Below are 24,461 nucleotides of genomic sequence, written 5' to 3'. Positions count from 1 at the left end.
GGATGCCGCGGCCGCCGTTGTAGCCGATGTACTGCACCACCGCGGGCAGCGGCCCGGAGCGGACCCGCGGCCCCCGCACTCCCGAGGGAGTGCGGGGCCTTTCCGTGCGTCCGGGACCGAGGGGGTCCGGAAGGGGCCTGCAGGGCCCTTCTCAGCCCTGCCAGCTGTGCGGGGCACGGAAACCGGGGGTGCGCTCCAGTCGGCGCCATCCGGCGTGGTTGCGGCCCCGGTGGGCGGGCGCGTCGGGCTGGGCGGCGGCGCGTGCGAGCAGGACCGCGGTGATGGCCGCGAGCTCCTCGGGGCCGGCCTGGCCCTTCTCGACGCGCAGCACGGACTCGGCGGGAGTGACGCTCATGGTGTCTCCGTCTTCTGGACGTTCTGGGCAGCTGGTCGTCTACGCCTCCGGGGTTGCCGGGGCGGATGCGACTACTGCGGGGGGTTGCCGTGCTTGCGGGACGGCAGGTCCGCGTGCTTGTTGCGGAGCATCGCGAGAGAGGCGATCAGCACCTCACGCGTCTCGGCGGGGTCGATGACGTCGTCGACCAGGCCGCGCTCCGCGGCGTAGTAGGGGTGCATCAGCTCGGCCTTGTACTCCTTGACCATGCGGGCCCGCATGGCTTCGGGGTCCTCGGCGTCAGCGATCTGACGGCGGAAGATGACGTTGGCGGCACCTTCGGCGCCCATCACCGCGATCTCGTTGGTGGGCCAGGCGTAGGTGAGGTCGGCTCCGATGGACTGGCTGTCCATGACGATGTACGCGCCTCCGTAAGCCTTGCGCAGGATCAGCGAGATCCTCGGCACGGTGGCGTTGCAATACGCGTACAGGAGCTTCGCGCCGTGCCGAATGATTCCACCGTGCTCCTGATCGACGCCGGGCAGGAAGCCGGGTACGTCCAGCAGAGTGATGAGGGGAATGTTGAAGGCGTCGCACATCTGGACGAATCGAGCGGCCTTCTCGGACGCCTCGATGTCCAGGACACCGGCCAGCGACTGCGGCTGGTTGGCGACGATGCCGACGACCTGGCCGTCGAGCCGGGCCAGGGCGCAGATGATGTTGCGGGCCCAGCGCTCGTGGATCTCCAGGAAGTCGCCGTCGTCGACGAGCTCCTCGATCACCTTGTGCATGTCGTACGGGCGGTTCCCGTCGGCCGGGACCAGGTCCAGCAGGACCTCGCCGCGCCGGTCGGCCGGGTCGTCGGTCGCCGTGACGGGCGGGTTCTCCCGGTTGTTGGACGGCAGCATCCCGATCAGGTAGCGGACCTCGGCGATGCAGGTCTCCTCGTCGTCGTACGCGAAGTGCGCGACGCCCGAGGTCTCGGCGTGCACATCCGCGCCGCCGAGCCCGTTCTGGGTGATCTCCTCGCCGGTGACGGCCTTGACGACGTCCGGTCCGGTGATGAACATCTGCGAGGTCTCACGGACCATGAACACGAAGTCGGTGAGGGCGGGGCTGTAGGCCGCGCCGCCCGCGCACGGGCCGAGCATCACGCTGATCTGCGGGATGACACCGGAGGCGCGGGTGTTGCGCTGGAAGATCCCGCCGTACCCGGCGAGCGCGCTCACGCCCTCCTGGATACGGGCGCCGGCGCCGTCGTTCAGCGAGACCAGCGGAGCACCGGCCGAGATGGCCATGTCCATGATCTTGTGGATCTTGGTGGCGTGGGCCTCGCCCAGGGCGCCGCCGAAGATCCGGAAGTCGTGCGCGTAGACGAAGACCGTGCGGCCCTCGACCGTGCCCCAGCCGGTGATGACACCGTCGGTGTACGGCTTCTTGGCCTCCAGGCCGAAACCGGTCGCCCGGTGGCGGCGGAGCTGCTCGACCTCCTTGAACGTACCCGGGTCGAGCAGGAGCTCGATGCGCTCCCGGGCGGTCAGCTTGCCCTTGGCGTGCTGCGCCTCGGTCGCCCGGTCGCTCGGTCCGCGCCGTGCCTGCTCGCGCAGATCCAGCAGTTCGGCCACCCGGCCACGCGTGTCACTCGGCTCGCCCGGGATTTCGTCCACAACGGTCATGTATCGACCCTACGAACCCGACCCAGGTAATCGTGCCGTCGACTCCGGACAGTCTCCTGCCCGGTTTCCTGGTGGCACCTGACAGAACCGGCGCACCATGCAGCCCATCTGCCAGCCCGTGGGGCTCTCCCGTTGTGGGTCTTCCACAAAGAGGGGTCTGTGGTGTGGGGCACATCGGTGGCTGCGCGCCACGCCGCGGATCCACCGGCCCGGCGGACCTCGTACCCAGAATGGCAGGGGGCGGAACCGGAACCGGAACCGCCCCCTCGTGAGAAGCCCTGGTTCAGCTTCCGCAGTGGAAGCGGGCGCTGCCCCAGTCGGCGTGGTCGTTGCCGTTGTCGTCGCCGCCGTCCGCGACGGCCAGCTCGACGTACTTCGCGCCGGTGACGTCCGCCTCCAGCTGCCACGGGGCGTCCGCCGCCCTCAGCACGGGCGAGGCGGCCTTCTCCGTGCCGTCCGCCGTGACGGAGAACAGCACGCTCCCCCGCGAGGTCTGCGCATCGTCCACCCCGACCTCGGCGGTGAACGAGGTGCACTTCCCGCCCAGGTAGTAGCGGACCTTCGCCGGGGCGTGGGTGCCGAGGCCCTTCTCGTACGCGGTACCGCCGATCTTCAGGGGGGTGCCGTCGCCGGCGCCCGTTCCTCCGTTGGAGAGGTCGCGCTCGACCGGGCCCCAGCCGTTCTCCGAGCTCGTCCAGTCCAGGTCACTGGCCCAGCTGTCGGTGACGGGCGGCGGGGGCAGGGTCCGCACGGTGGTGTTCGCGCCCAGGGTGCGTGCCATGCCGTCGACCGTGTACGAGGCGGCGGCGCCCAGGTCGTACGCCGTGTACGCGGCGTCCGCGGGCGGGGTGACCTGCCAGCGCGCCTCGGTCGTGGCGCCGGGTGCGACCCGGTCGAAGGTGACGGCCCCGGCGGGCTGTGCCGTCCAGCCTTCCGGAAGGGTCAGGGCGACCTCGACGCCGGTGGCCTCCGTTGCCTCATGGTTGGTGAAGGGGGCCTTCACCGTGGCGGCCACGCCGGGCTCCAGTGCCTGGGTTCCGGCCGTGACGGCGAGCGTGGCGCAGGCGGCCCGCTCGCCCGCGGGGGCGGGTCCGAGGTCGGTCACCGTGAATCCGTCGAGCACGAAGTCGGCACCCTCGGGAGCGTCGCCGCGCTTGCGCAGCCCGGTCCAGGTGTCCCCGCAGCCGGCGGTGACGGTTTCGGTGAAGTGACGGGTGGTGAGCTGCCGGCCGATCGGCGTGGCCCGGGTCTCGGTCGAGGAGGGGGCGCCGTCGGCGTCGATCCGGTCGTATCCGTCGACCCACTCGTAGGCACCGGCGTGACTGGACTGGTAGTCGTACGCGACCTCGTAGCGGCGGCCGTCGGTCATCGGGACGGTCCACGGTGCGGTCCGGTAGACGAGGCCGGTGTTCTCCTCGTGGGCCTTGAGGGACTCCTTGCCGCCGAGCACGTCGTCGACGAGCTTCCCGTTCCAGCCGGCCTGGGTGTAGGGGGCGTGCAGCTGGGAGATGCTGGTGCGGGGGTCGGTGGTGCCGCCCGCGTCGCCCTTGAGGAAGGGGCCCCAGCCCTGGTCGACGTCCTCGAAGTCCTCGTACGCGACGGTGCCCGGCTTCGTCGCCGGGGCGTTGGCGACGATGCGTACGTCGTCGGCCCGCACGGTCGCCGTGCTGCCGCCGGCCGCCTCGACGCGCAAGGTGGTGCGGCCGTCGGCGGGGGCGGTGAAGTTGACCTTGGCCCGCTGGAAGTACGTACCGTGCCGGTCGGACGCGGCGACGTGGTCCTCGGCGGTGGACCGGTCCACGGCCACGGACTTCCCGCCGGCCGAGAGGGTGGTGTGCCGGCTCCTGCCCGGCTCGACCTCGATGAACGCGGAGGCGGTGTAGCGCGTGCCGGGCTTCAGTCCGGTGATGCGCTGGGAGAGCGCGACCGTACCGGAGCCGGAGAGCTCGGCGCTGTTGCGTCCCTGGTCGTCGGTGTCACGGGTGACGGTGCCGGTCCGCGTCCAGTCGTGGAGCCCGCCGTCGTTGAAGCCCGGGTCGTCGACGGGGGTGTCCTCGCCCCACTGCGGGTCGGCGGCCTGCGGCGCGCTGCCCGGGTGGAGGACGTAGGGCTGTCCGGCGGTGGCCTTCAGTGTGATCTTCCCGCCGACGGGCCGGACGGTGCCGGTCTTGACGCGGCCGTTGTCGGTGAGCTTGTAGACGGTGTACGCGCCCGTGCCGGGCACGGCCCAACTGCTGGTGCCACCAGCCTTGTTGTAGTGGTAGAGCTTCTTTCCGCCGTCCCAGGGCAGCAGGTAGCCGGTGCCGCTGAGGACCTTGCGGCCGTGATCGTAGAAGGTTCGGCTGCCGTCCTCGACCGTGCCGCGCACCCCGCCTGTGAGTGTGACGTCGTTGCCGTCCCAGCGGGTGATCTTCTGCTGCTGGAGGTACTTGGCGGGGAGGTTCCGCTCCCAGATGTTGGCGTAGAAGGCGTTCCAATCGGTCTCGCCGGTCCAGCCCTCGAAGTCCTCCAGCGCGGTCTGGCCGAGGACCGGGTCGTTGTTCCAGATGTCCTTCTCGTCGTTGCGGATGAAGCGGATGATCTTTGAGTTGAGGCCCTTGTTGGTGGCCCCGCCGTAGTCGAGGTCGTTGGCCCAGTGGGACCAGAGCGAGCCGCGCTCGAATTTGTCGGCCCATTCGGTGCCGACGTTCCAGCCCTGCTGCTGCACGGCCCGAAGGGTCTTGTCCGCGATCCAGCCGTGCGAGTAGTACACGTCGATGTAGAGGAAGCCGAGGTTGTCGTCGGTCTCGTCGCGCAGCTGCTGGAAGCGCTTCGCGAGGTCTCCGCTGTTGATGTCGCGGCGCTGGTCGATGTAGTAGCTCTGATTGAGCCAGTTCCAGCCGGGCCTGGTCCTGTCGACGAGCTTCTCGTCGAAGGCGTTCGCCTCGGGGTAGGACTCTGTGGCGTTGACGTGGACGCCGAAGGTGGCGCCCCACTTCTTGCCGTCCTCGAGCAGTGCGTTGAGGTCCTTGAGGCCGCCGGCCCGCTTGTTGTAGTTGCCGCCGTAGTCGGGGTGGGCGGAGTCGTGGCCCTCGGAGCCGTAGCCCTTGAGCACCGCGAGCTGGCCGAGGCCGTCGGTGGCGAGCGAGACCCGCTTGACGTCGTCGAGGGTGCGCAGGAAGGGGTGGGTGGCCTGGCTGGCGAAGTTGAACGGGATGTGGGTGATGACCCGGTTCGCGGTGTCCTCGGAGCCCGGCGCCGTGATTCCGATGGACCGGAAGGCCACCGCGCCGTCCTGCCAGTTCACGGCCTTGTCGCCGTTGGCGTCGGGCGTGACGACGACCTTCGCCCAGGGCAGGTCCGCCCCGCTCTCCGGCTTCGGCGCACCTTCGCCGCGGTAGGTCCACTGACCGGACCGGACACCCACCCGGACGCTGCCGTCGGCCGCCTTGCGGGCCTGGTGCCAGAAGCGGGCGTCGTCGCCGCCCGTGGCGCCCGAGGGCTTGTCGTACGTGGAGTTGGACTCGATGGCGGCGGCCAGGGTGCCGGTGTTGACGAGGGCGTACGAGGCGCCGAGCGGCGCGCTGTCGGCGGCCGTCTCCTCGGTGACCTTCGCGAACACGTCCGCGGTCCTCGTGGAGTCCGGGTCCAGCCGGGTGAATGCCGTGGCGGCACCGGTCTCGGTGGAGTCGACGGAGACCAGGTCGTGGCCGGGTATGTCGATGGTGCCGACGCGGAAGGCCTCGGTGTCACGGACGGCGGCCACCTTGAAGGTGGTGGCGCGTCCGGCCACGGAGAGCGTGGTGTCGATCTCCACGCCGGGCAGGTCCTCGAAGGTGAGGGTGTAGCGGGCCGACGTCGCGGTGAACTCCGGTGCGCCCTTGAGCCGCACGGGGTGGGCGGCCCCGTTGAGCGTGACGGTGGTGACCGGCTGTGTGCTGCCGGCCAGTTGTGCGCCACTGGCCCGGTCGGTGTACGTCAGGACGCGTGGGAAGTCCTCGGCGACGGAGACGGAGAGCCGTTCCGAGGCGATGACGGCGCCTGCTGCGGCGGAATCGGCTGCCGCGGCGGGCGGAGGGTCGGCGGCTGCGGCGGGGAGCGCGGTCCCCACGAGGGCCAGGACGGCGGCTGAGGCGGCGGCGACTGCGCCCGCCGAACGGAATCTTGACGACATGAGGACTGAGTAATCCCACGGCCTCGGCAGGGTCAACGTCATACCGCCCCGCGGGACTTACCAGTCCAACAACAGCGGTCGGTTAGTCCAAGTGCGGCAGGCCGGGTCGGGCGGGGGCACGCGTTCAGTTCCTGTTCACCGCGTGCATGCGATCACCGACCGAGGGTCGCGAAATGCCGCTCCGAGCCGTCGAGTTGTGAAGAATTCCAATTCTTGAGAGCGCTCTCAGTCGTAACTCTTGACGCTCGCGGCACCCGTGGTGAGAGTGGTTCGCACCGCAGGCGGCCCCCCACTGCACCGCCTCCCCGCTCGACCGTCCATCACTCCGCCTGCGGCCCCCACACCTCGGGAGTTCTTCATGATTTCGCGCAGAATGTTCCTGACGGGCGCAGCCGCCTCAGCGACCGCGCTCACCTACCCGCTCTGGGGCAGCGCCCTGAGCCCGCGCGCGTCGGCCGCACCGGCGACGTGCGAACTCGCCCTGGAGAACCGCTCGTTGCCGGGAACCGTCCACGCGTACGTCACCGGCCACGAGCAGGGCACCGATCGCTGGGTGCTGCTGCGGGCCGACGGCAGCGTCTACCACCCGGACTCCCCGGGTGCGCCGCAGACCCCGCTCCCGGTGGACTGCGCCATCCCGCTGAAGGCCGCGGGCGCCGGACCGGTCGTGCTGACGCTTCCTCAGATGTACGGGGCGCGGGTCTACTTCGTCCGCGACGACAAGCTGGACTTCTACCTGAACCCGGGCCCTTCGCTGGTCGAGCCGGCCTTCGCGACGCCCACCGACCCGAACTACGGGCGGACCTGGTCGTTCTGCGAGTTCACATTCAACCCGCAGCAGATCTACGCGAACATCAGCTACGTCGACCTGGTGACCGCGCTGCCGATCGGCCTGACCCTGGAGGGCGACGGTACGCACACCGTGGCGCCGCTCCCGGACGGCGCGGTGCAGCGTATCGCCGACGACCTGACGGCACAGGCCGCCGCTGACGGGCAGCCCTGGGACAAGCTGGTGACGCGCGGCTCGGACGGGAAGGTCCTGCGGGTCGTCTCGCCGCAGAACCTGATGGCGCCGTTCTTCGACCGGCCGAACGAGATGCCGTTCCGGGATCTGTTCACGGCGCAGATCGACGAGGTCTGGGAGAAGTACCGCTCCACCGACCTGCGGATCGACCTCCAGGGCGGCCGGGGCACGCTCGCGGGCCGGGTCAGCGGCGACACCCTGACGTTCGAGGGCGGTCACACCTTCGTCAAGCCGACGTCGAAGGACATCTTCACCTGCAACCACGGGCCCTTCACGAACAACCCGGGGGACTCCGACGACAAGAAGGCGCTGCTGGCGAGGATCGCGGCGGGCTTCAACCGCTCGATCATGCTCAGCCACCCCCAGCAGCCCAACGGCACCACGGTCGCGGACTACTACAAGGGCGCGGTGACCAATCACTGGTCGCGCGTCGTCCACGCGAACTCGCCGATCGGGTACGCGTTCCCGTACGACGACGTGCGCCCGGACGGCCAGCCGGACGTCTCCGGGGCGGCCCACGACGGCAACCCGCGGCGCTTCACCGTGAGCGTCGGTTCCTGACCGGAGGCCGACGTCAGGACCAGGGCCGTCCGCCGTTCCCCCACACGGCGGGCGGCCCTGCCGCGTCCGCATCGGCCGGGCGGTTCCGGCACCCGGCTGCGCGTCGCGTACCGGCGAGGGGCAGGATCCTGTCCGGGGGCCCGTACCCGTGCGCCGCCTCCCCAGCCGGCCCGCAGCAAGGTTCCAGGAGAACGCATGCCCTTCGACGTCCACGCAGTCCGCGCGCAGATCCCGGCCCTGAAGTCCGGGTCGGCCCGCTTCGACGCGCCCGGCGGCACCCAGACACCCCAGCCGGTCATCGACGCGATCACCGACGCGCTGGCGAACCCGCTCGCCGTCCGGGGCACGCAGAACGAGGGCGAGCGCAATGCCGAGGCCATCGTGGCCGGGGCCCGGTCCGCACTGGCCGACCTCCTGAGGGCCGAACCGCGCGGCATCGTGTTCGGCCGCAGCTCGACGCAGCTCACCTACGACCTCTCACGGACCCTGGCCAAGGACTGGGGGCCCGGCGACGAGGTGGTGGTCAGCCGTCTCGACCACGACTCCAACATCCGCCCCTGGATCCAGGCCGCCGAAGCGGTGGGCGCGACGGTCCGCTGGGCCGAGTTCGACCCCGCGACGGCGGAGCTGACGCCCGGCCACGTCGCCGCCGTACTCGGCGAGCGGACCCGGCTGGTCGCCGTCACCGGCGCCTCCAACCTCGTCGGCACCCGCCCCGACCTCCCCGCCATCGCCGGACTCGTCCACCGCGCCGGCGCCCTGCTGCACGTCGACGCCGTGCACTACACGGCTCACGCGGCCGTCGACCTGAACGCCGTCGGCGCGGACTTCCTGGTCTGCTCGCCGTACAAGTTCCTCGGTCCGCACATGGGCGTGCTGGCGAGCCGGCCCGAGCTGCTGGAGACCCTGCGGCCCGACAAGCTCCTGCCGTCCACGGACGCGATCCCGGAGCGCCTGGAGCTGGGCACCCTCCCGTACGAGCTGCTGGCCGCCGCCCGCGCCGCGGTGGACTTCATCGCCTCACTGGCGCCCGGCACGGAGGGCACCCGGCGGGATCGGCTCCTCGCGGCCTTCGAGGAGATCGAGGCGCATGAGGACGCCCTGCGGGCCCGCATCGAGACCGGGCTGGCCGCCCTCGACGGGATCACCGTGCACTCGCGGGCGGCCCTGCGCACGCCGACGCTGCTGCTGACGTTCCCGGGCCGCTCCGCCGTCCTCGCCTCGCGGTATCTGGCCGAGCGCGGGGTCGACGCTCCGGCCGGTTCCTTCTACGCCCTGGAGGCCTCGCGTCATCTGGGTCTGGGCGACGGTGGCGGGCTGCGGATCGGTCTCGCCCCGTACAGCAGCGCCGAGGACGCCGACCGGCTGCTGGACGCCTTGGCCGGGTTCCTCACCGCCCACCCCGCCGGCGCCTGAGCGTCCCGGACCTACGGTGCCCCCGTCCCGCCGGACGGGGGCACCTGTGCCTGCGGCGGGATCAGCAGCCGCCGCAGTTGTAGTACGTCACGTCCCAGTGGTTGCCCTCGTCCGCGTAGACGTTGCCGGATCCGGACCGGTACTGGGGTGCTCCGTCGCCGCGCACGCCGATGTAGGTGAACGCGCTCTTCACGTAGTTCGTCAGGCAGGTGGTCTTGCCGAAGTCGAGCTTGTAGCCGTTCCAGTGCGAGTACGTGCCACTGGCGTGCCCGGTCTCGGTGCCGCCGGTGATGTTGAGCCCGCATCCCGTGGCGCTCTTGAGCGTCTGGGCGCCCTGGGCGCTGGTGAGGTTGAGCTGGTCGAAGGACGTACAGGTGGAGACGTTCCGGTTGGAGCAGCCACCGGACGACGACCAGGTGACCCCGGAGGAGCTGAAGCGGGAGGTGGCCTGGGAGTGGGTCAGCTTGGTCACTGCGTGGGCCTCGGTCGACCCGCCGATCACGCCGACCCCGGGTGCGAAGAGCACACCAAGGACGAGGGCGAGGGCGGTCAGGGCCGAGCGGAGTGCGGAACGGGTCAGCATTGGGGGGATTCCTCCTGCTCATGACAAAACGGGGAATGAGCGAGCCGCCGTGCGGGGCGAGCAGGGAGATCCTGCCCGGTTCTACGCGCGTCCGCCAGAGGTACCGCACGACCGGAATGAGGGACGGAGCGGCTTTCGGAAGGGCCTGGACCCTTGTTGTTGAATTTCGAACCACATTGGTCTACAGTCAATCTCGTTGAAGGTTAAACAAGAACTTCGACAGCCACTCGTCTGAACACGTCCCCGAGGAGGAGCCATGGCTCTGTTCAACCGCAAGAACAACGACGCCCCGTCCACCACCGCCACCCTCGCGGTGGACCCCGCACTGGCCGCCCTGACCGGCACCTACGCGATCGACCCGGCACACAGCAGCATCGGCTTCACCGTGCGCCACGCCATGGTCACCAACGTGCGCGGCTCCTTCGGCGAGCACGAGGGCACCCTGCAGCTGGACGGCGCCGACCCGTCGAACTCCTCCGCCTCCATCGACGTCAAGATCGCCAGCGTCGACACCGGCATCGCCGACCGTGACGGCCACCTGGTCAGCGGCGACTTCTTCGAGGCCGAGAAGTTCCCCCTCATGACGTTCCGCTCCACCACGGCCGAGCAGCTCGGCGGCGACACGTACCGCGTCACCGGCGACCTCACCATCAAGGACGTCACCCGCCCGCTCGCCATCGACCTGGAGTTCAACGGCTCCGCCACCGACCCCTACGGAAACCAGCGTGTGGGCTTCGAGGGCAGCGCCGAGATCCTGCGCTCCGACTGGGGCCTGACCTACAACGCCGCGCTGGAGACCGGCGGTGTGCTGGTCGGCGACAAGGTCAAGCTGAACTTCGACATCTCCGCCATCAAGGCCGCCCCGCAGGCCTGAACCGCACGGAGAGCCTGAACCGAGCGCGCCCGCCTTCGCTCCCCCACCGGGGAGGAAGGCGGGCGCTCCGGCGTCCGCGGCAGCCCGGTCACACGGTGCGGCGCACCTTCAGCGCGTTGTCCGTGCGGGTGGTGGGGTTCCCGTCCGGGTCGTTCTGGATCCGCTCGTGCTCCGCGCTGACCAGCACCTCCCACTCCCCGTCCGGGAGTGCGAGAGAGGCGAGCACCTCGTCCGTGGTCGGCAGCTCCACATCCGGGTGGTCGTGCTCCCAGGAGGGGAAGCCCGCGTGCCCGACGATCAGGAGCACGCCACCGGGCGCGACCACCGAAGCCGCCCGCCGCAGGATCTGCTCGCGCGGCAGGTCGCCCATGGAATGCAGGAACTGGGCGGAGACCAGGTCGTACTCCCCTTCGGGGAACGAGGCCCCCAGGGCGTGCCACTGCCAGTCGATGCGGTCCGCCACGCCCGCGTCGGCCGCGTGCCCGGCCGCCCGCTCCAGGGCGACCCGCGAAATGTCGGTGGCGGTGACCGTCCAGCCCCACCGGGCGAGCCAGACCGCGTCGGCACCCTCGCCGCAGCCCAGGTCGAGGGCGCGCCCCGGCTTCAGGCCCTCCACTTCACGGACCAGGGCGGTATTGGGGTTCCCGCTCCAGATCCGGTCGCTCTCCCGGTACCGGTCGTCCCAGAGTTCGGCGTCGGTCCGGGTGGTGTCGTCGGTCATCGGATCTCCTGCAGTCCATGACGGCGGTTTCCGAGCACACGCTCGGTGACGAGCCGCTCGGCCTCCGCCGAGAAGGGTTCTTGCCGGGCGTCGACCGCGCGGCGGGTGTCCTCGGTGACGAGGTCCATGTTGATCATCGAGGCTGCCTTCAGTCCGGCGGCCGCCGCTCCGACCACCTGCTCCATGAGGTTGGCGACGTTACCGGCCACCCACACCCCGGGTACCTCGGTCGCACCGGCGGGATCTGCCGCGATGTACGAACCGATGACGTGGTCGCCCATCTCCATCGCGGTGGGTACCAGGCCGAGGCTCTCCAGGAGTCCCGAACGCGCGGTGAAGCGCGGCTGGACCACGAGCGCCTCGCGCGGGATCACCGTGCCACCGGCCAACCGCACGCCGGTGAACCGGTCGCCCTCCACGTCGAGCCCGGTCACCTCGCCGTCCACCACGGCGATGCCCCGCGCGGCCAGCTGCTCGTACTCCTCATCGGTGAAGTCGGGCCGGAGGTGCCGGAACAGCACCACGTCGTCGCTCCACTGCCGCCAGAGCAGTGCCTGGTGCACAGCCATCGGGCTCACGGCCAGGATGCCGATCGCCCGGTCCCGCACCTCCCAGCCGTGGCAGTACGGGCAGTGCAGCACCTCGTGGCCCCAGCGTTCGGCCAGGCCTTCCACCTGCGGCAGTTCATCGACCAGCCCGGTGGTGACCAGCAGCCGGCGTGCCTCGACGGCGCTCCCGTCCTCCCGTACGACCCGGAACCCGCCGTCCGGGAGCTTCTCGGCCGCCACGGCCTCGCCCTCGACGACCTCGGCCCCGTACCCGGAGGCCTCCGCCCGGCCGATGGCCAGCAACTCCGAGGGCGGGGTGCCCTCGCGGCCCAGGTAGTTGTGCACGTGGGACGCGGGTGCGTTGCGCGGGCTGCCCGCGTCGATCACGAGCACGGAACGCCTGGCCCGGGCCAGGGCCAGGGCCCCGCTCAGCCCGGCGGCCCCGCCGCCCACCACGACCACGTCGTAGCGCTGATTCTTGTCACTCATGCGAAACACCTCCATCTACGGCAGATGGTGCGCGCCCTCCCCCGTTTCGACAAGCTTGCTTGCCGAAGCGGCAAACTCGCACCAGACGGTCTTCCCCGGACTCCGCTCCCCCACCCCCCACGCGTCGGCGAGCGCCCCGACGAGCATCAGCCCGCGCCCGTACTCCGCGTACGGGGCGAGCTCCGCCCCCTCCTGGACCTCGCCGCCCCCGCTGTCGTGCACCTCGACCCTGAGCACGCGCCCCCAGGAGAGGCGGACACGGAATCCGCGGCCGGGCGGGACACCGTGCACCAGTGCGTTGGTGGCGAGCTCGCTCACGCAGAGCAGTACGTCTCCGACGGGCACCCCGCACGCCCAGTCGAGCAGCGTCTCGCGCGCGAACTCGCGTGCGAGGGGGATCGACCTGCGCTCGCGGCGGTAGAAGGCCTCGCGGAAGGAGGCGAGTTGCGTTGATTCATTCACGGGACGACTGTCACAGAACGTCACTACTGTGGGTCACCGCGTCAGGTCGTACACCGCGTTCGTACGAGCGCTGACGGGTCCGGCGGGGTCGCGTACGGGGAGAGGCACGACATGCACGCGGTGAAGAGGAACAAGCGGGTCACGTCCTGGCACGTCATCGGCGCACAGCTGGCCGCCTTCCGCCGGGCGGCCGGGCTCACCCAGACATCCCTGGCCGACCGCTTCTGCGTGGGCGAGGACACGATCGCCTCGATCGAGCAGGGCCGCCGACCGCTCCAGGCGGACTTCGCGTCGCAACTGGACGAACTGCTGGACACCAAGGGGGTGTTGCGGGTCGCGGTGGGGAAGGTGCCGCAGAAGGAGCGGTTCCCGGCGTTCGCACAGGACTTCGTGGAGTACGAGCAGGAGGCGGTGACGCTGCTGTGGTACGAGAATCAGGTGGTGCCGGGGCTACTTCAGACGGAAGAGTATGCCCGCGCCGTGTTCGCCAGCCTCTACCCACCTCTGGAGGACGACGAGCTGGAGGAGCGCATCTCGGCCCGGCTCGACCGGCAGCGCCTGTTCGAGCGAAAGCCCCGGCCGATGGCGAACTTTCTGATCGAGGAGTGCATTCTGGCGCGGCCTCTCGGAGGCCGCTCGGTACTGCGCGAGCAGATTCAGCACCTGCGTCGCTGCGCCGAACTGCCCTTCCTGGTACTGCAGATCATGCCCACGAACCGTGAGACACACGCCGCGCTCGACGGGCCGATGGTCCTGCTGGAAACCCCTGACCACGATCAACTGGCTTATATCGAGGGCCAGCGTGTCAGTGTGCTGATCGACGACCTCGACGAGGTCAGTGTGCTGCAGCAGAAATATGGGATGCTGCGGTCGCAGGCGTTTTCCCCTGAGGAAAGCATGCGCCTACTGGACGACCTGCTTGGAGAGTGAGTCATGACTCGCGCAGCACACGCCGCATCCCTCACGTGGTTCAAGTCCAGCTACAGCGCCAGCGAAGGCGGCGCCTGCCTCGAAGTTGCCTACGCCTGGCACAAGTCCAGTTACAGCAGCGACCAGGGCGGCGACTGCGTCGAGGTCTCCGCCCACCCCGCCGCCGTACACATCCGCGACTCCAAGGTCACCGGCGGCCCCGTCCTCACCGTGCCCCAGGCCGCCTGGGACGCGTTCATCAGCTCCACCGTCTGACCACCACCGCAGGCGCTCCCGGTGACCCGCTCAGCGCGAGAGAACTCCCTGGCGGTTCACTCGGCGCAGGTTCGACAGCGCGGCGGAGCCGTCGGTGGAGATCTCGACCGGCACCGAGGGCGCTTTCGGAGAATCGACACCAGGTGCGTCCACCGGCAGTGACGGTGTCGACGTAGGTATGGCAGCAGGCCGCAGTACGGGCACGCGCGCTCCGAATCCGATCACCATCTCCACGGCTGCCGCACTCTGCGGATCGTAGGTCCTCGGCGGATTCCTCGTTACGGGCCGGGAGGTGTCCGGGCCCGTCCGGTCGACGGAGTCCGGTGAGGCGGGCCCGGGGAAACGTTCGGGAGTCACACGAGGAGCGGGTAGCGCCACGGCTCGCGGGGCGGCGCCCTCGGAACTGTCCACCGGGGGCCGGCTCTCCGGCCGACCGGAGGAACGGGCGGGCAGGGTCAGTCCCACCACCGCGACCGTCACCGCCGCCGATGCCGCGACTGCCTGCTGGGTGACGCCCGTACGCGGGAATCTCCGGGCGGACAGCCACACGGTCATGGCGAGGGTGAGGCCCCCGGCCAGAGTGTTGCGCAGCGAGCGTCTGGCTCTGGCGAGCAGTGATTCGGTGGCCCGGTAGCTCAGGCCCATCGTCCGGGCCACCTGTCCGACGTCGAGGTCCTGGGAGTGCAGCCGCAGCGCCTCTGCCTGGCGGGCGGGCAGCAGCTCCGCGCTGCGAGCGGCCAGCCACCTGGCCTCCGCCCGGTCGCATGCCGCCTCCTCGACCGGGGAGAGGGCGACGGAAGCCGCGGAGAGGCTCTCGCTCAGCTCCGCGTCCCGGGCGACCTGCCGGTGCCGTTCGGCGCATGCGCGAAGGGTCGCGAGCCTGAGCCACGAGCGCACCCGGCCGTACTGCACGCCTGGGTCCTCCACCGCACGGATCATCGCTTCCTGCACGGCGTCCTCGGCCTCCTCGGTGCTCGCCGAGCGGCTTCGCGCGATCTCCAGGAGCTCGTCCCGGTGGCTCCAGATGAGCTCCCACCGGTTGCCCGGACCGGGCGGTCGACGGACGGTACGTGGGTCCCTCACGTTCAAAGCCCTCTGGTCCGTGGTTCAGGGTCCGGTGTGTGCCTGGTCATGGCGCCCAACGACCCCTATGCCCCGCGGCCTGGCCGGCATCGGGGCATGAGGGCTGAGCGTCGGATCAGACCGAGAGCGTGGCGGCGGAGCCGAGCCCGGCGACACCCAGCACGTTGGTGCCCACGGCGCCCGAGAGGCCGCCGGAGAGCGGCGACAGGCCCAGCAGGTCGGCGCTGACGCCACCCGCGATGCCGCCGACGAGCGGTACGTCGAGAGATGCCGCGCCGGCGAGGCCACCGGACACGTTGTCCAGGTCCGCGTCGGAGATTTCCTGGGTCGGTATCTGGGGGGCGGAGCTCATGAGGTGAATTCCCTTCGCATTAATTCAGAAATGGCAGGGCCCGACTCCGTCAGGAGAGAAAGCCCTTGCCGCTTTCGCGGATGCCGAGACTCGCCGTGCACCCGAAGGCTGCGGCCAATTCTTCTGCGGCTTCCGCGATGTGAGGGATGTAAGCACGTGAGCGTGTGGAGTGGCCACCCGATCAGCTGCCTCTCGTCAGGCTTTTCGACACCGTGAAGCCGGTGCGGACACATTGCTCTTCGCACCGGTACAGCTTCTTCACCCGACCGACCGACGGGCGTTCCGTCAGCCGGATCTTTAAGTCGCAGCGAAAGGGACATTCTCGGCCCCGGGCGTGATAAATCGGTTCCGGGCCCGGGGAGTCGTCGTGGGAGGCGCGCCGTCTGCGTACACGGTGTGCAGATCCGCCGCAGGCGACGGTCGGCCCCGCCTGTGCGGCCGGCCGGACGGACGGTTCCGGCGTCGCGCACCGCGCCCTCGCACGCCACGCGTCTTCGGCAAAGCTGGTCGTACGTCTATACGCGCCTCGGCGCACCGGTGTACGGTCTCGGGCCGATGGGCTTTGGGAGCGCTCCCATAGCGCTGTTTCCGCTTCACCCCCACGAGGAGGAACGCTATGAAACGCCTACTCGCCTTACTGGCGACCTGTGCGACAGTCCTGGGTCTCACGGCAGCATTCGGCCCCCAGGCGGTGGCCGCCACCGGCTGCAAGGTCGACTACACGGTCACGAGCCAGTGGTCGGGCGGCTTCCAGGCCGGAGTGAAGGTCACCAATCTCGGTGCCCCCGTCACCGGATGGACGCTCGGGTTCACCATGCCGGACACCGGCCAGAAGGTCACCCAGGGCTGGAACGCCACCTGGTCGCAGTCCGGCTCCGCGGTCACCGCCGTCGGCGTCGACTGGAACCGCTCGCTGGCCACCGGCGCGGCGGCCGACCTGGGATTCACCGGCACCTTCACCGGCGCCAACCCGAAGCCCACGGCGTTCACGCTCAACGGCGTCGCCTGTACGGGTGCCACCGAGGAGCCCCCGCCCGTCCCGGCCGACGGCACCCCGGTCGACATCAACGGACAGTTGCGCGTCTGCGGCGTGAACCTGTGCAACCAGTACAACCGCCCGATACAGCTTCGGGGCATGAGCACGCACGGCATCCAGTGGTTCAGCCAGTGCTACAACGCCGCGTCCCTGGACGCGCTGGCCGAGGACTGGAAGTCCGACCTGCTGCGCACGGCCATGTACGTGCAGGAGGACGGTTACGAGACCGACCCGGCGGGCTTCACCAGCCGCGTGAACGGCCTCGTCGACATGGCCGAGAGCCGCGGCATGTACGCACTGATCGATTTCCACACCCTGACGCCGGGCGACCCGAACTACAACCTCGAGCGCGCGAAGACGTTCTTCGCGTCCGTCGCCGCCCGCAACGCCGGCAAGAAGAACGTGATCTACGAGATCGCCAATGAGCCCAACGGCGTGAGCTGGACGGGCATCAAGAGCTATGCCGAGCAGGTCATCCCCGTGATCCGGGCCGCCGACCCGGACGCCGTCGTCATCGTCGGCACCCGCGGCTGGTCCTCGCTGGGGGTCTCCGACGGCTCCAACGAGAGCGAGGTCGTCAACAATCCCGTCAACGCCACCAACATCATGTACGCGTTCCACTTCTACGCCGCGAGCCACAAGGACAACTACCGTGCCACGGTGAGCCGGGCGGCTTCACAACTGCCCCTTTTCGTCACCGAGTTCGGCACAGTGAGCGCCACCGGCGGTGGAGCGATGGACACGGCGAGCACCACAGCCTGGCTGAACCTGCTCGACCAGTTGAAGATCAGCTACGCGAACTGGACCTATTCCGACGCCCCCGAGAGCAGCGCTGCGTTCCGGCCCGGCACCTGCGACGGCAGCGACTACAGCAGCAGCGGTGTGCTGACGGAGTCCGGAGCACTGCTCAAGAGCCGGATCAGCACTCCCGACAGCTTCCCCACCAGCTGATGCCCGACGGGGCTCCGGCCCGGCCGGAGCCCCGCCTCGATGACGGGGAACCGCTCCCGTCGCTCCTCCGCACCCCTCACCCCCTGCCTCGGAGGCACACGTGCGCGTCCTTCTCCCTCGATTACTGCACAGGCGGTGGACGGCGGTCCTCACGGCCGTCGTGCTGCTGGCGTCCGGCTTCACGGCCATGACCGCGAGCGGTGCGGAGTCCGGCTGCCGGGTCGACTACACCGTGAACAAGTGGACGGGCGGCTACACCGCCCAGATCAAGGTCACGAATCTCGGCCCGGCACTCAACGGCTGGCGTGTGACCTGGACCTACACCGGCGACCAGCAGGTGACGTCGGCATGGAACGCGACCGTCACCCAGACCGGCGGGTCCGTCGTGGCCGTCAACACGAGCTCGAACGGCGCGCTCGCCGCGGGTGGCAGCGCCGACTTCGGCCTGCAGGGGACCTGGCGGTCGGCCGACCCCGCACCGAGCGGCTTCAGCCTCAACGGCGCGCCCTGCGGCGGTGACGGCACCCCTCCGCCGACCACTCCCCCCACGACCCCGCCGCCGACGACTCCGCCCAGCGCGGATTGCGGCAGCGCCGTGATCTGTTCGGACTTCGAGGACCAGACCGGCCCCGCCCCGTCCGGCGCCTGGCAGTTCACCGCACCCGACTGCCAGGGCACCGGCACGGCCGCTGTCGACACCGCGGTCGCGCACAGCGGCAACAGGTCCCTGCGGGTCGACGGCGGGACCGGTTACTGCAACCACGCGTTCGTCGCCTCCACCGCGGACCTGTCCTCTGTGGGCCCGGTGATGTACGTACGCATGTGGGTGCGGCACACCACCGCGCTCCCGGCGGCCCACGTCACGTTCGTCTCCCTGCCCGACAGCTCCCAGGCAGGGCGGAGCCTGCGCGTCGGGGGCCAGAACGGCTCCCTGCAGTGGAACCGGGAGAGCGACGACGCCACCCTGCCGGCTCAGAGCCCGGTCGGCGTGGCGCTGAGCAGGCCGCTGCCGACGGGAACCTGGCAGTGCCTCCGGTTCGCGATCGACACGACGGCCCCCGGTCTCGACACCTGGCTCGGCGACGAGCAGATTCCTGGCCTGCACGCCGACGGTGTCCCCACACAGGACATCGACCAGCAATGGCTCGCCCGCACCGCACCGCCCCGGCCCACGGCCCTGCGACTGGGATGGGAGAGCTACGGGACGGGCGACGACACCCTGTGGTTCGACGATGTGACCGTCGGCTCCGCTCCCATCGGCTGCTGACGGCACGGAGACGGACTCCGGCCACCCACCGGGCGGGCCGCCCCGCGAGGCGGACGAGGTCGTAGAGTCGCAGGAGCGGCCGAAGCCAGTTGCGTTGGCTTCGGCCGCCTCGGCGGTTCCCCGTCAGTTCAGACGGCGGCGCAGCCACCAGGCGCAGAAGCCGGTCAGCAGTCCGGCCAGGGCGAGGAAGATCGCCGTCTCGATCCACTGGAACGGCCAGTAGCGGTCGGCCGGGTGGTAGGACACCTCGACGTGGAGGTCGGACTCGGCGAAGCACTTGATGGCGTCCGTGTCACGGCTCGCGCAGCCCTCGGCCCCCGTCACCTCCCGGCCCGCCGAGTCGAGCACCGGCCCGGTGCCGGACACCACCCAGGCGCCCGGTTTGGACACGCCCACGTCCAGGCTCTCGTTGTCGCCGTCGCCCGACAGGAGGATGTTCGTCGCGGTCCACTCGGGCGGTGCGGCGGACGATTCGGAGCCGCCCTCGCCTCCGGGCATCGAGATCGCCTTGAGCGATACGACGGCATGTTCCGGTGCGATGAGATGCGGACGGACGGCGAACGGCATGAGGACCTGGACGGCGACGAACAGGGCGAGCGTGGCCGCCATCGCGGGGACCGTTCTGCGGATCAGCAGTCCGGCGCAGGCACCGGCCGTGAAGGCGAAGGCCGCGTAGGCGAGCGGGACGATGCCCCGCCCGTCGAAGAGGACGGGCGTGAAGCGTTCGCTGTGGACCTCGTCGAGCGGAGCCGCCCACCAGGTCACCATGAGGCTGAGCAGCCCGGATGCCGCCACGGCGCTCAGGCCGACCGCCGAGAGTTTGACCGTGAGCCAGTGGGTGCGGCTGATGCTCTGGTTCCAGACCAGCCGGTGGGTGCCGGTCTCCAGCTCCCGGGCGATCAGCGGCGCGCCCCAGAAGATCCCGAAGACGCCGGGGACGGCGATGACGAGTCCGGTGGCGAGGAAGTACAGGGACTCGTACTCGGTGACGAACGCGTTCTTGGCCGATCCGCAGTCGGTACCGCAGCCGAGGATGTTGCTGTCGTAGGTGTCCCGGATCTGCATACCGGTGACCAGGAGGGCCGCCGCGATCACGACGAGGGCCGCGAGGGCCACCAGGGTCTGGACACGGTACTGGCGCCAGGTGAGCCAGATCATCGCTGTGCCTCCAGTGCGGAACGGCCGGCCGGACGGGCCCTGCCGTCGGCCATGTACGTGAGGACCAGGTCCTCCAGGTCGAGGGGTTCCAGGACCCAGGCGGGATCGTGGACCGGGGCGGCGGCCCGGACGATGAAGGTGCTCTGCCGTTCGGTGTGCGTGGCCGTCAGGACCCGCATCCCTGCCGGCAGGTCCTCCGCGTCGCGGCGAGCCGTCGTGAGCCGGAAGTGCGTGCCCAGGAGGTCGTCGACGTCGCCGGCGATCTGTACGCGGGAGGCGACCAGGGAGATCAGGTGGTCGCAGACCCGCTCCAGGTCGGAGACCAGGTGCGAGGAGAGGATGACCGTGGTGCCGTGCTCGGCGACGTACTCCATGAGTCCCTGCAGGAACTCGCGCCGGGCCAGCGGGTCCAGGGCGGCGACCGGCTCGTCCAGGATGAGCAGTTCGGGCCGCTTGGCCACGGCGAGGGTCAGGGCGACTTGTGCACGCTGACCCCCGGAGAGCTTGCCGACCCGCTGGGCGGGGTCCAGACCGAGGTCCTGGATCCGGGTCCGGGCCAGCTCCTCGTCCCAGCCAGGGTTGAGCCGGGCGCCGAGGCGCAGGTGATCGGCGATGGACAGCCCGGTGTACGTCGGGGTGTCCTGGGCGACGAAGCCGACCTTGGCCAGTTGTGCAGGCCCGGATGCGGGGCGTCCGCCGAGGACGTCGATGGTGCCCGAGGTCGGGGTGATCAGCCCGCAGGCCAGCTGCAACAGGGTCGATTTGCCTGCCCCGTTGGGGCCGACCAGGCCGACGACCCGGCCGGCGGGCACGCTCAGGGTGCAGTCGTCCAGCGCTTGGCGGCGGCCGTACCGCTTTCCCAGGCCTCTCGCTTCGAGAATTGCGGTCATTTCTCCTCTTCGGTGGAGGTGCGGAAGGTGCTCAGGAACAGGGCCTCGATGCTCTCCTCGTTCAGCCCCGCTGCTCGCGCCCGCTCCAGCCAGCCGCGCAACTCCTGGCGCAACGGCTCGTGTTCGGACAGCGAGGCGTCGCTGAGGGTGCTGGACACGAAGGTGCCGACACCGGGCTTCTTGGCGACCAGGCCCTCGTACTCGAGCTCCCGGTACGCCTTGAGCACGGTGTTGGGGTTGATCGCGACCTTGGCCGCGACGTCCTTGACCGTGGGCAGCCTGTCGCCCTCGAACAGCAGGCCCAGCCGCATGGCCTGACGCACCTGGTGGACGAGCTGCAGGTACGGCGCGACGCCGGACCGGGAGTCGAGGTGAAACTCGATCACCGTCTCCTCTATTCATCTAGGTTCCTAGCACTATAGGACTCTAGCGATGACTGGTCTGTCAACGGAACCGCCCGGGAACGCAAAAATGGGCGGCACACACGCGTGTGCCGCCCTCGTGTTCCGTACGCCCTACGGGTGCCGGCCCGGACCCTCCGCGTTCGGAGCGAGACGGGTGGGCGAGAGGGCGGTGTCCTCCTCGCCCGGCTCCAGCAGGGTGGCGGCGGCGCCCACGATGAGCGGGTCCGGCCTGCCGACCGCGTCGACGTCCTTCGCCGCGTAGTCGATACGGGCCAGGAGGCTGCGCATGGCCTCGATGCGGGCACGGCGCTTGTCGTTGCTCTTCACGACGGTCCACGGCGCGTGCGCGGTGTCGGTGGCGCGGAACATCTCGACCTTCGCCGTGGTGTAGGCGTCCCAGCGGTCCAGGGAGTCGATGTCCGTCGGCGAGAGCTTCCACTGGCGCACCGGGTCGACCTGGCGGATGGCGAAGCGGGTGCGCTGCTCGGCCCGGGAGACGGAGAACCAGAACTTCACGACGATGATGCCGTCCTCGACGAGCATGTCCTCGAAGGCCGGGCACTGCTCGAGGAACAGGTCGTACTCCACATCGGAGCAGAAGCCCATGACCCGCTCGACACCGGCCCGGTTGTACCAGGAGCGGTCGAAGAAGACGAGCTCCCCCGGCGCCGGCAGGTGGGCCACATAGCGCTGGAAGTACCACTGGCCCCGCTCACGCTCCGTGGGCTTGTCCAAGGCGACGATGCGGGCGCCACGGGGGTTGAGGCGTTCGGTGAAGCGCTGGATGGTGCCGCCCTTGCCGGCCGCGTCACGCCCCTCGCACACCACGACGACACGCGCACCGGTGTCCCTCGTCCACCGCTGGAGCTTGAGCAGCTCGATCTGCAGGATGCGCTTGGTCCGGTCGTACTCCTTGCGGCGGATCTTGCGGTCGTACGGGTAGTTCTGCCGCCAGGTCTTGATCGGCCTGCCCGCCTCGTCGAGCAGGACCGGTTGCTCCGGCCTGCTGGTGTCGACGGTCAGCCCGTCCAGCAGCTGCTTGCCCACCTCGTCGCGGTCCACCCTGCCCAGCCTGGCACCCGTTCGCGCCCGGTGCCACCGATATGGCGGAAGGAACAGGCACCCCTCCCCCGGCTCCGGACACCCACGGAGGGGAAAGTAAGGTAAGCCTAATAATGGCAGGTCGGCGATGAGCTGCCCCCTCCCACGTACGGAGAAACCCTTGTCGAACGCCGCGCCCGCCGCGCCCTCCCGTACCGGGGACCCGTTGGCCGGGGCCGTGCCCCTCCGGTCGGCGGAGCAGCTGCGGGAGATCCTCGGCGTCCCGTGGCCCCTCGTCATCGACAAGGTCCACGACTCGCTCACCGACGACGACCTCGACCTGCTGGCCCGTGCGCCGTTCTGCGCCGTGTCCACCTCCGACGCCGACGGGAACTGCGACACCTCCCCGCGCGGCGGTGAGCCGGGCTTCACCCGGGTCCTGGACGCTCGCACCGTCGCGCTGCCCGACCTTCCCGGCAACCGGCGCGGCGACAGCTTCCACAACATCCTGTCCAACCCGCACGTCGGCCTGCTCTACCTCATACCCGGGGCGATGACCGTGCTGCGGATCAACGGCCGCGCCCGGATCCTCACGGACGCGCCGTTCTTCGACGACATGACGGTCAAGGGCAAGCGTCCGGATCTCGCTCTGGTCGTCGAGATCGACGAGATCTACCTGCACTGCCCGGCTTCCCTGCGCCGCTCCGGGGTCTGGGCCCCGGACACGTGGGAGGGAGCGGGTCAGGCTTCCCAGGCCTGAGTCCTGGGTCCCGGGTCCTGCGTCCTGGATCCCGGGTCAGAACCCTCCCCCGCCGAAGTCGCCACCGCCGAAGCCGCCGCCGTCACCGAACCCTCCGCCGTCACCGAAGCCGCCGCCGCCGAAGCCGGAGGAGTCGAAGTCGGAGCCGGAGGAGTCGCCACCGCTCCACTCCCCGCCGCCCCCGCCGAAGTCACCACCGCCGTACTCCGACGCGTAGGCCGGGGTGGCGAGCATCGAGCCGAGCATGGTCCCGACCAGCAGGCCGGGCAGCAGACCGCCGCCGAAGTAGCCGCCCGCCCAGGGGCCGTACGCCGGGCCCGCCTCCCAGTACGGGCGGCGGCGGCCGTCGCCCACGTCGACCGTGCGGCTCATCGGGTCCTCGCCCTCGCGCAGCCGCACCTCGTCCGCCCCGCAGACCGGGACCTCCCGGGCCGCGCCACCGGAGGGGCTCCACAGGACGTCGGCGACCGACGGGCCGTGGCGCGGGTCGAAGAAGCAGGGCGGGCGGCGGGCCGGGAGGGCGCCGCCCTTGCGGCGGGCCTCCAGGACGGCGAGGGAGAAGCGGCCGTCCTCCAGGGCCTGGGTGACCCCGCGGACGTCGGAGGGGTGGCGGGCACCGCCCATACGGGACTTGGCGTCCTCGTAGGAGTCGAGCGCCCGCTCGTAGTCCGTGCGCATCGCGTCGTCGGCGCCCGCCTCCGCGGGGTGGAAGTCGAGCCGGTCCAGGGTTTCGCCGTACGCGGTGATGTCCTCGTCCACGACGACCCGGAGCTTTTCGAGAGAGGCCCGTTCTTCTTCCTCCTTGCGCTTCCGGTTACGGCGGACGATCGCGTACGCGCCCGCGCCGCCGGCCACCGCCACCGCGCCGAGGGCGATCAGGCCGGCCGCACCGACCGCACCGTTCTCGTCGCCGCCGGTGCCGGACCAGGACGCCGGGGCGCTGCCCCTGGCCTGTTCGACGGCGCGGTCGACGAAGGCGTTCAGCTGGGTGGCGGCGTTCGTGTCCGCGCCGGGCGCCTCGACCGCCGTGGTGAGGTTGTCCACCGCCCGGACCGGCATCACCTGCGGGTCGGCACCCGCGTCGAACCCGTCGCCGAGCCTGACCGCGTAGACACCGGTGATGCCGGTGGAGGTACGGAGGTTCTGGAGGAGGTTCTGCTCGGGGAATTCGGAGGTCGCCGGGAGCACGGCCACGAAGACCGGCTTGTCGGCGTCGAGGATCTTCTCCTCCAGGGCCTTCTCCTGCGTGGCGGAGAGCAGGCCGGTGGCCGCCGGGTCCACGTACACCGGGTCCTGGCGCAGGGCCTGGCCGGCCTGGTCGACGGTGGCGGGGGCGGCGGACGCGGCCGGCGCACCGGGAGACAGCGCCAGCACGGCCGCCGTGAGTATCAGCAGCAGGCAGGCCCAGAGGGGGGCGAACAGCCTCTTCCGCATACTCCGAAAGTAACCCAAGTGGGCGACAGATGCGCCGCCCACCCGGGCTTCCTTCATGG

The 24,461-nt window shown here is 70.4% G+C and carries 22 protein-coding genes; 8 read left to right on the top strand and 14 right to left on the bottom strand.

The window, feature by feature from the left end; all coding sequences use genetic code 11:
• Positions 1–151: 151 nt before the first annotated feature.
• The 3 genes from ABZS61_RS23160 to ABZS61_RS23150 all read right to left on the bottom strand — a co-directional run bounded on the left by ABZS61_RS23160 (position 152) and on the right by ABZS61_RS23150 (position 6,163).
• A complete protein-coding gene (locus ABZS61_RS23160; RefSeq protein WP_329207026.1) occupies positions 152–355 on the bottom strand; it encodes an acyl-CoA carboxylase subunit epsilon in 204 nt (67 codons plus the stop codon).
• Between the two features lie 71 nt (positions 356–426).
• The gene (locus tag ABZS61_RS23155) at positions 427–2,010 is read right to left on the bottom strand and encodes an acyl-CoA carboxylase subunit beta (RefSeq protein ID WP_356424308.1); all 1,584 of its coding nucleotides are present in this window, start codon (positions 2,008–2,010) and stop codon (positions 427–429) included.
• Between the two features lie 283 nt (positions 2,011–2,293).
• Positions 2,294–6,163 carry an endo-alpha-N-acetylgalactosaminidase family protein gene (locus ABZS61_RS23150; RefSeq protein WP_356424305.1) on the bottom strand — a complete coding sequence of 1,290 codons (3,870 nt, stop codon included), beginning with the start codon at positions 6,161–6,163 and terminating at the stop codon, positions 2,294–2,296.
• 358 nt (positions 6,164–6,521) lie between these two features.
• Between ABZS61_RS23150 and ABZS61_RS23145 the strand changes: the two genes are divergently transcribed.
• Together ABZS61_RS23145 and ABZS61_RS23140 are read left to right on the top strand one after the other, a co-directional pair.
• Positions 6,522–7,748 carry a glycoside hydrolase family 64 protein gene (locus tag ABZS61_RS23145; RefSeq protein ID WP_356424302.1) on the top strand — a complete coding sequence of 409 codons (1,227 nt, stop codon included), beginning with the start codon at positions 6,522–6,524 and terminating at the stop codon, positions 7,746–7,748.
• Between the two features lie 195 nt (positions 7,749–7,943).
• Complete coding sequence (locus tag ABZS61_RS23140) at positions 7,944–9,164, top strand: cysteine desulfurase-like protein (protein ID WP_356424299.1); 1,221 nt, start codon at positions 7,944–7,946, stop codon at positions 9,162–9,164.
• Positions 9,165–9,225: 61 nt separating this feature from the next.
• On the opposite strand, the gene ABZS61_RS23135 is transcribed toward ABZS61_RS23140, so the two are convergent.
• Positions 9,226–9,747, bottom strand: a complete 522-nt coding sequence (locus tag ABZS61_RS23135; protein WP_356424296.1) for a hypothetical protein — start codon at positions 9,745–9,747, stop codon at positions 9,226–9,228.
• A 256-nt stretch (positions 9,748–10,003) separates the two neighbouring features.
• Between ABZS61_RS23135 and ABZS61_RS23130 the strand changes: the two genes are divergently transcribed.
• Positions 10,004–10,621, top strand: a complete 618-nt coding sequence (locus ABZS61_RS23130; protein WP_356424293.1) for a YceI family protein — start codon at positions 10,004–10,006, stop codon at positions 10,619–10,621.
• Between the two features lie 88 nt (positions 10,622–10,709).
• On the opposite strand, the gene ABZS61_RS23125 is transcribed toward ABZS61_RS23130, so the two are convergent.
• Genes ABZS61_RS23125 through ABZS61_RS23115 form a run of 3 tightly spaced genes read right to left on the bottom strand, consistent with a single transcriptional unit; the run spans position 10,710 to position 12,841 of the window.
• Entirely contained in the window at positions 10,710–11,342 is a 633-nt protein-coding gene (locus tag ABZS61_RS23125) for a class I SAM-dependent methyltransferase (protein ID WP_356424290.1), read from the bottom strand.
• Positions 11,339–12,379, bottom strand: coding sequence for an NAD(P)/FAD-dependent oxidoreductase (locus ABZS61_RS23120; protein WP_356424287.1), 1,041 nt, complete (start codon positions 12,377–12,379; stop codon positions 11,339–11,341). The genes ABZS61_RS23125 and ABZS61_RS23120 overlap by 4 nt, the downstream gene beginning before the upstream one ends.
• Positions 12,380–12,394: 15 nt before the next feature.
• Positions 12,395–12,841: an ATP-binding protein gene (locus tag ABZS61_RS23115; RefSeq protein WP_356424284.1), complete on the bottom strand. Its 447-nt coding sequence runs from the start codon at positions 12,839–12,841 to the stop codon at positions 12,395–12,397.
• A 111-nt stretch (positions 12,842–12,952) separates the two neighbouring features.
• Here ABZS61_RS23115 and ABZS61_RS23110 point away from each other — a divergent pair, with 111 nt between their 5' ends.
• Together ABZS61_RS23110 and ABZS61_RS23105 are read left to right on the top strand one after the other, a co-directional pair.
• Entirely contained in the window at positions 12,953–13,771 is an 819-nt protein-coding gene (locus tag ABZS61_RS23110; protein WP_356424281.1) for a helix-turn-helix transcriptional regulator, read from the top strand.
• Positions 13,772–13,774: 3 nt separating this feature from the next.
• Positions 13,775–14,026: a DUF397 domain-containing protein gene (locus tag ABZS61_RS23105; RefSeq protein ID WP_356424278.1), complete on the top strand. Its 252-nt coding sequence runs from the start codon at positions 13,775–13,777 to the stop codon at positions 14,024–14,026.
• A 30-nt stretch (positions 14,027–14,056) separates the two neighbouring features.
• On the opposite strand, the gene ABZS61_RS23100 is transcribed toward ABZS61_RS23105, so the two are convergent.
• Both ABZS61_RS23100 and ABZS61_RS23095 read right to left on the bottom strand, forming a co-directional pair.
• Positions 14,057–15,109 (bottom strand): sigma-70 family RNA polymerase sigma factor, encoded by a 1,053-nt coding sequence (locus tag ABZS61_RS23100; protein ID WP_356424275.1) that lies wholly within the window; start codon positions 15,107–15,109, stop codon positions 14,057–14,059.
• 115 nt (positions 15,110–15,224) lie between these two features.
• Positions 15,225–15,461 (bottom strand): hypothetical protein, encoded by a 237-nt coding sequence (locus ABZS61_RS23095; RefSeq protein WP_356424271.1) that lies wholly within the window; start codon positions 15,459–15,461, stop codon positions 15,225–15,227.
• Positions 15,462–16,077: 616 nt separating this feature from the next.
• Between ABZS61_RS23095 and ABZS61_RS23090 the strand changes: the two genes are divergently transcribed.
• Both ABZS61_RS23090 and ABZS61_RS23085 read left to right on the top strand, forming a co-directional pair.
• On the top strand, positions 16,078–17,448 hold the full coding sequence (locus ABZS61_RS23090) for a cellulase family glycosylhydrolase (RefSeq protein WP_356424268.1): 1,371 nt from the start codon (positions 16,078–16,080) through the stop codon (positions 17,446–17,448).
• A gap of 100 nt (positions 17,449–17,548) precedes the next feature.
• The gene (locus ABZS61_RS23085) at positions 17,549–18,715 is read left to right on the top strand and encodes a cellulose-binding domain-containing protein (protein ID WP_356424265.1); all 1,167 of its coding nucleotides are present in this window, start codon (positions 17,549–17,551) and stop codon (positions 18,713–18,715) included.
• Positions 18,716–18,838: 123 nt separating this feature from the next.
• On the opposite strand, the gene ABZS61_RS23080 is transcribed toward ABZS61_RS23085, so the two are convergent.
• The 4 genes from ABZS61_RS23080 to ppk2 form a co-directional block, all read right to left on the bottom strand.
• Positions 18,839–19,873, bottom strand: coding sequence for an ABC transporter permease subunit (locus ABZS61_RS23080; RefSeq protein ID WP_356424262.1), 1,035 nt, complete (start codon positions 19,871–19,873; stop codon positions 18,839–18,841).
• Entirely contained in the window at positions 19,870–20,763 is an 894-nt protein-coding gene (locus ABZS61_RS23075) for an ABC transporter ATP-binding protein (RefSeq protein ID WP_356424259.1), read from the bottom strand. Before ABZS61_RS23075 ends, ABZS61_RS23080 begins: the two co-directional genes overlap by 4 nt.
• Positions 20,760–21,149, bottom strand: a complete 390-nt coding sequence (locus ABZS61_RS23070; RefSeq protein WP_329207062.1) for a GntR family transcriptional regulator — start codon at positions 21,147–21,149, stop codon at positions 20,760–20,762. The genes ABZS61_RS23075 and ABZS61_RS23070 overlap by 4 nt, the downstream gene beginning before the upstream one ends.
• 129 nt (positions 21,150–21,278) lie before the next feature.
• Positions 21,279–22,229: a polyphosphate kinase 2 gene (gene ppk2 / locus ABZS61_RS23065; protein WP_356424254.1), complete on the bottom strand. Its 951-nt coding sequence runs from the start codon at positions 22,227–22,229 to the stop codon at positions 21,279–21,281.
• 160 nt (positions 22,230–22,389) lie between these two features.
• Here ppk2 and ABZS61_RS23060 point away from each other — a divergent pair, with 160 nt between their 5' ends.
• Positions 22,390–22,968 (top strand): MSMEG_1061 family FMN-dependent PPOX-type flavoprotein, encoded by a 579-nt coding sequence (locus ABZS61_RS23060; protein WP_356424251.1) that lies wholly within the window; start codon positions 22,390–22,392, stop codon positions 22,966–22,968.
• Positions 22,969–23,004: 36 nt separating this feature from the next.
• Here ABZS61_RS23060 and ABZS61_RS23055 read toward each other — a convergent pair whose 3' ends face one another.
• Positions 23,005–24,402, bottom strand: a complete 1,398-nt coding sequence (locus ABZS61_RS23055) for a hypothetical protein (RefSeq protein ID WP_356424249.1) — start codon at positions 24,400–24,402, stop codon at positions 23,005–23,007.
• Positions 24,403–24,461: the final 59 nt, after the last annotated feature.

The sequence above is a fragment of the Streptomyces sp. NPDC005566 genome (assembly GCF_040605575.1).
Taxonomy (GTDB): domain Bacteria; phylum Actinomycetota; class Actinomycetes; order Streptomycetales; family Streptomycetaceae; genus Streptomyces.
This window is presented reverse-complemented; position numbering and strand designations above follow the sequence as displayed.

Bases quoted from the DNA above. Each gene is read 5' to 3' on its own strand.
- ABZS61_RS23105 (WP_356424278.1), top strand. From the start codon at position 13,775: ATGACTCGCGCAGCACACGCCGCATCCCTCACGTGGTTCAAGTCCAGC.
- ABZS61_RS23110 (WP_356424281.1), top strand. From the start codon at position 12,953: ATGCACGCGGTGAAGAGGAACAAGCGGGTCACGTCCTGGCACGTCATC.
- ABZS61_RS23130 (WP_356424293.1), top strand. From the start codon at position 10,004: ATGGCTCTGTTCAACCGCAAGAACAACGACGCCCCGTCCACCACCGCC.
- ABZS61_RS23150 (WP_356424305.1), bottom strand. From the start codon at position 6,163: ATGTCGTCAAGATTCCGTTCGGCGGGCGCAGTCGCCGCCGCCTCAGCC.
- ABZS61_RS23160 (WP_329207026.1), bottom strand. From the start codon at position 355: ATGAGCGTCACTCCCGCCGAGTCCGTGCTGCGCGTCGAGAAGGGCCAG.
- ABZS61_RS23055 (WP_356424249.1), bottom strand. From the start codon at position 24,402: ATGCGGAAGAGGCTGTTCGCCCCCCTCTGGGCCTGCCTGCTGCTGATA.
- ABZS61_RS23080 (WP_356424262.1), bottom strand. From the start codon at position 19,873: ATGATCTGGCTCACCTGGCGCCAGTACCGTGTCCAGACCCTGGTGGCC.
- ABZS61_RS23120 (WP_356424287.1), bottom strand. From the start codon at position 12,379: ATGAGTGACAAGAATCAGCGCTACGACGTGGTCGTGGTGGGCGGCGGG.
- ABZS61_RS23075 (WP_356424259.1), bottom strand. From the start codon at position 20,763: ATGACCGCAATTCTCGAAGCGAGAGGCCTGGGAAAGCGGTACGGCCGC.
- ABZS61_RS23140 (WP_356424299.1), top strand. From the start codon at position 7,944: ATGCCCTTCGACGTCCACGCAGTCCGCGCGCAGATCCCGGCCCTGAAG.
- ABZS61_RS23145 (WP_356424302.1), top strand. From the start codon at position 6,522: ATGATTTCGCGCAGAATGTTCCTGACGGGCGCAGCCGCCTCAGCGACC.
- ABZS61_RS23155 (WP_356424308.1), bottom strand. From the start codon at position 2,010: ATGACCGTTGTGGACGAAATCCCGGGCGAGCCGAGTGACACGCGTGGC.
- ABZS61_RS23125 (WP_356424290.1), bottom strand. From the start codon at position 11,342: ATGACCGACGACACCACCCGGACCGACGCCGAACTCTGGGACGACCGG.
- ABZS61_RS23135 (WP_356424296.1), bottom strand. From the start codon at position 9,747: ATGCTGACCCGTTCCGCACTCCGCTCGGCCCTGACCGCCCTCGCCCTC.
- ABZS61_RS23095 (WP_356424271.1), bottom strand. From the start codon at position 15,461: ATGAGCTCCGCCCCCCAGATACCGACCCAGGAAATCTCCGACGCGGAC.
- ABZS61_RS23090 (WP_356424268.1), top strand. From the start codon at position 16,078: ATGAAACGCCTACTCGCCTTACTGGCGACCTGTGCGACAGTCCTGGGT.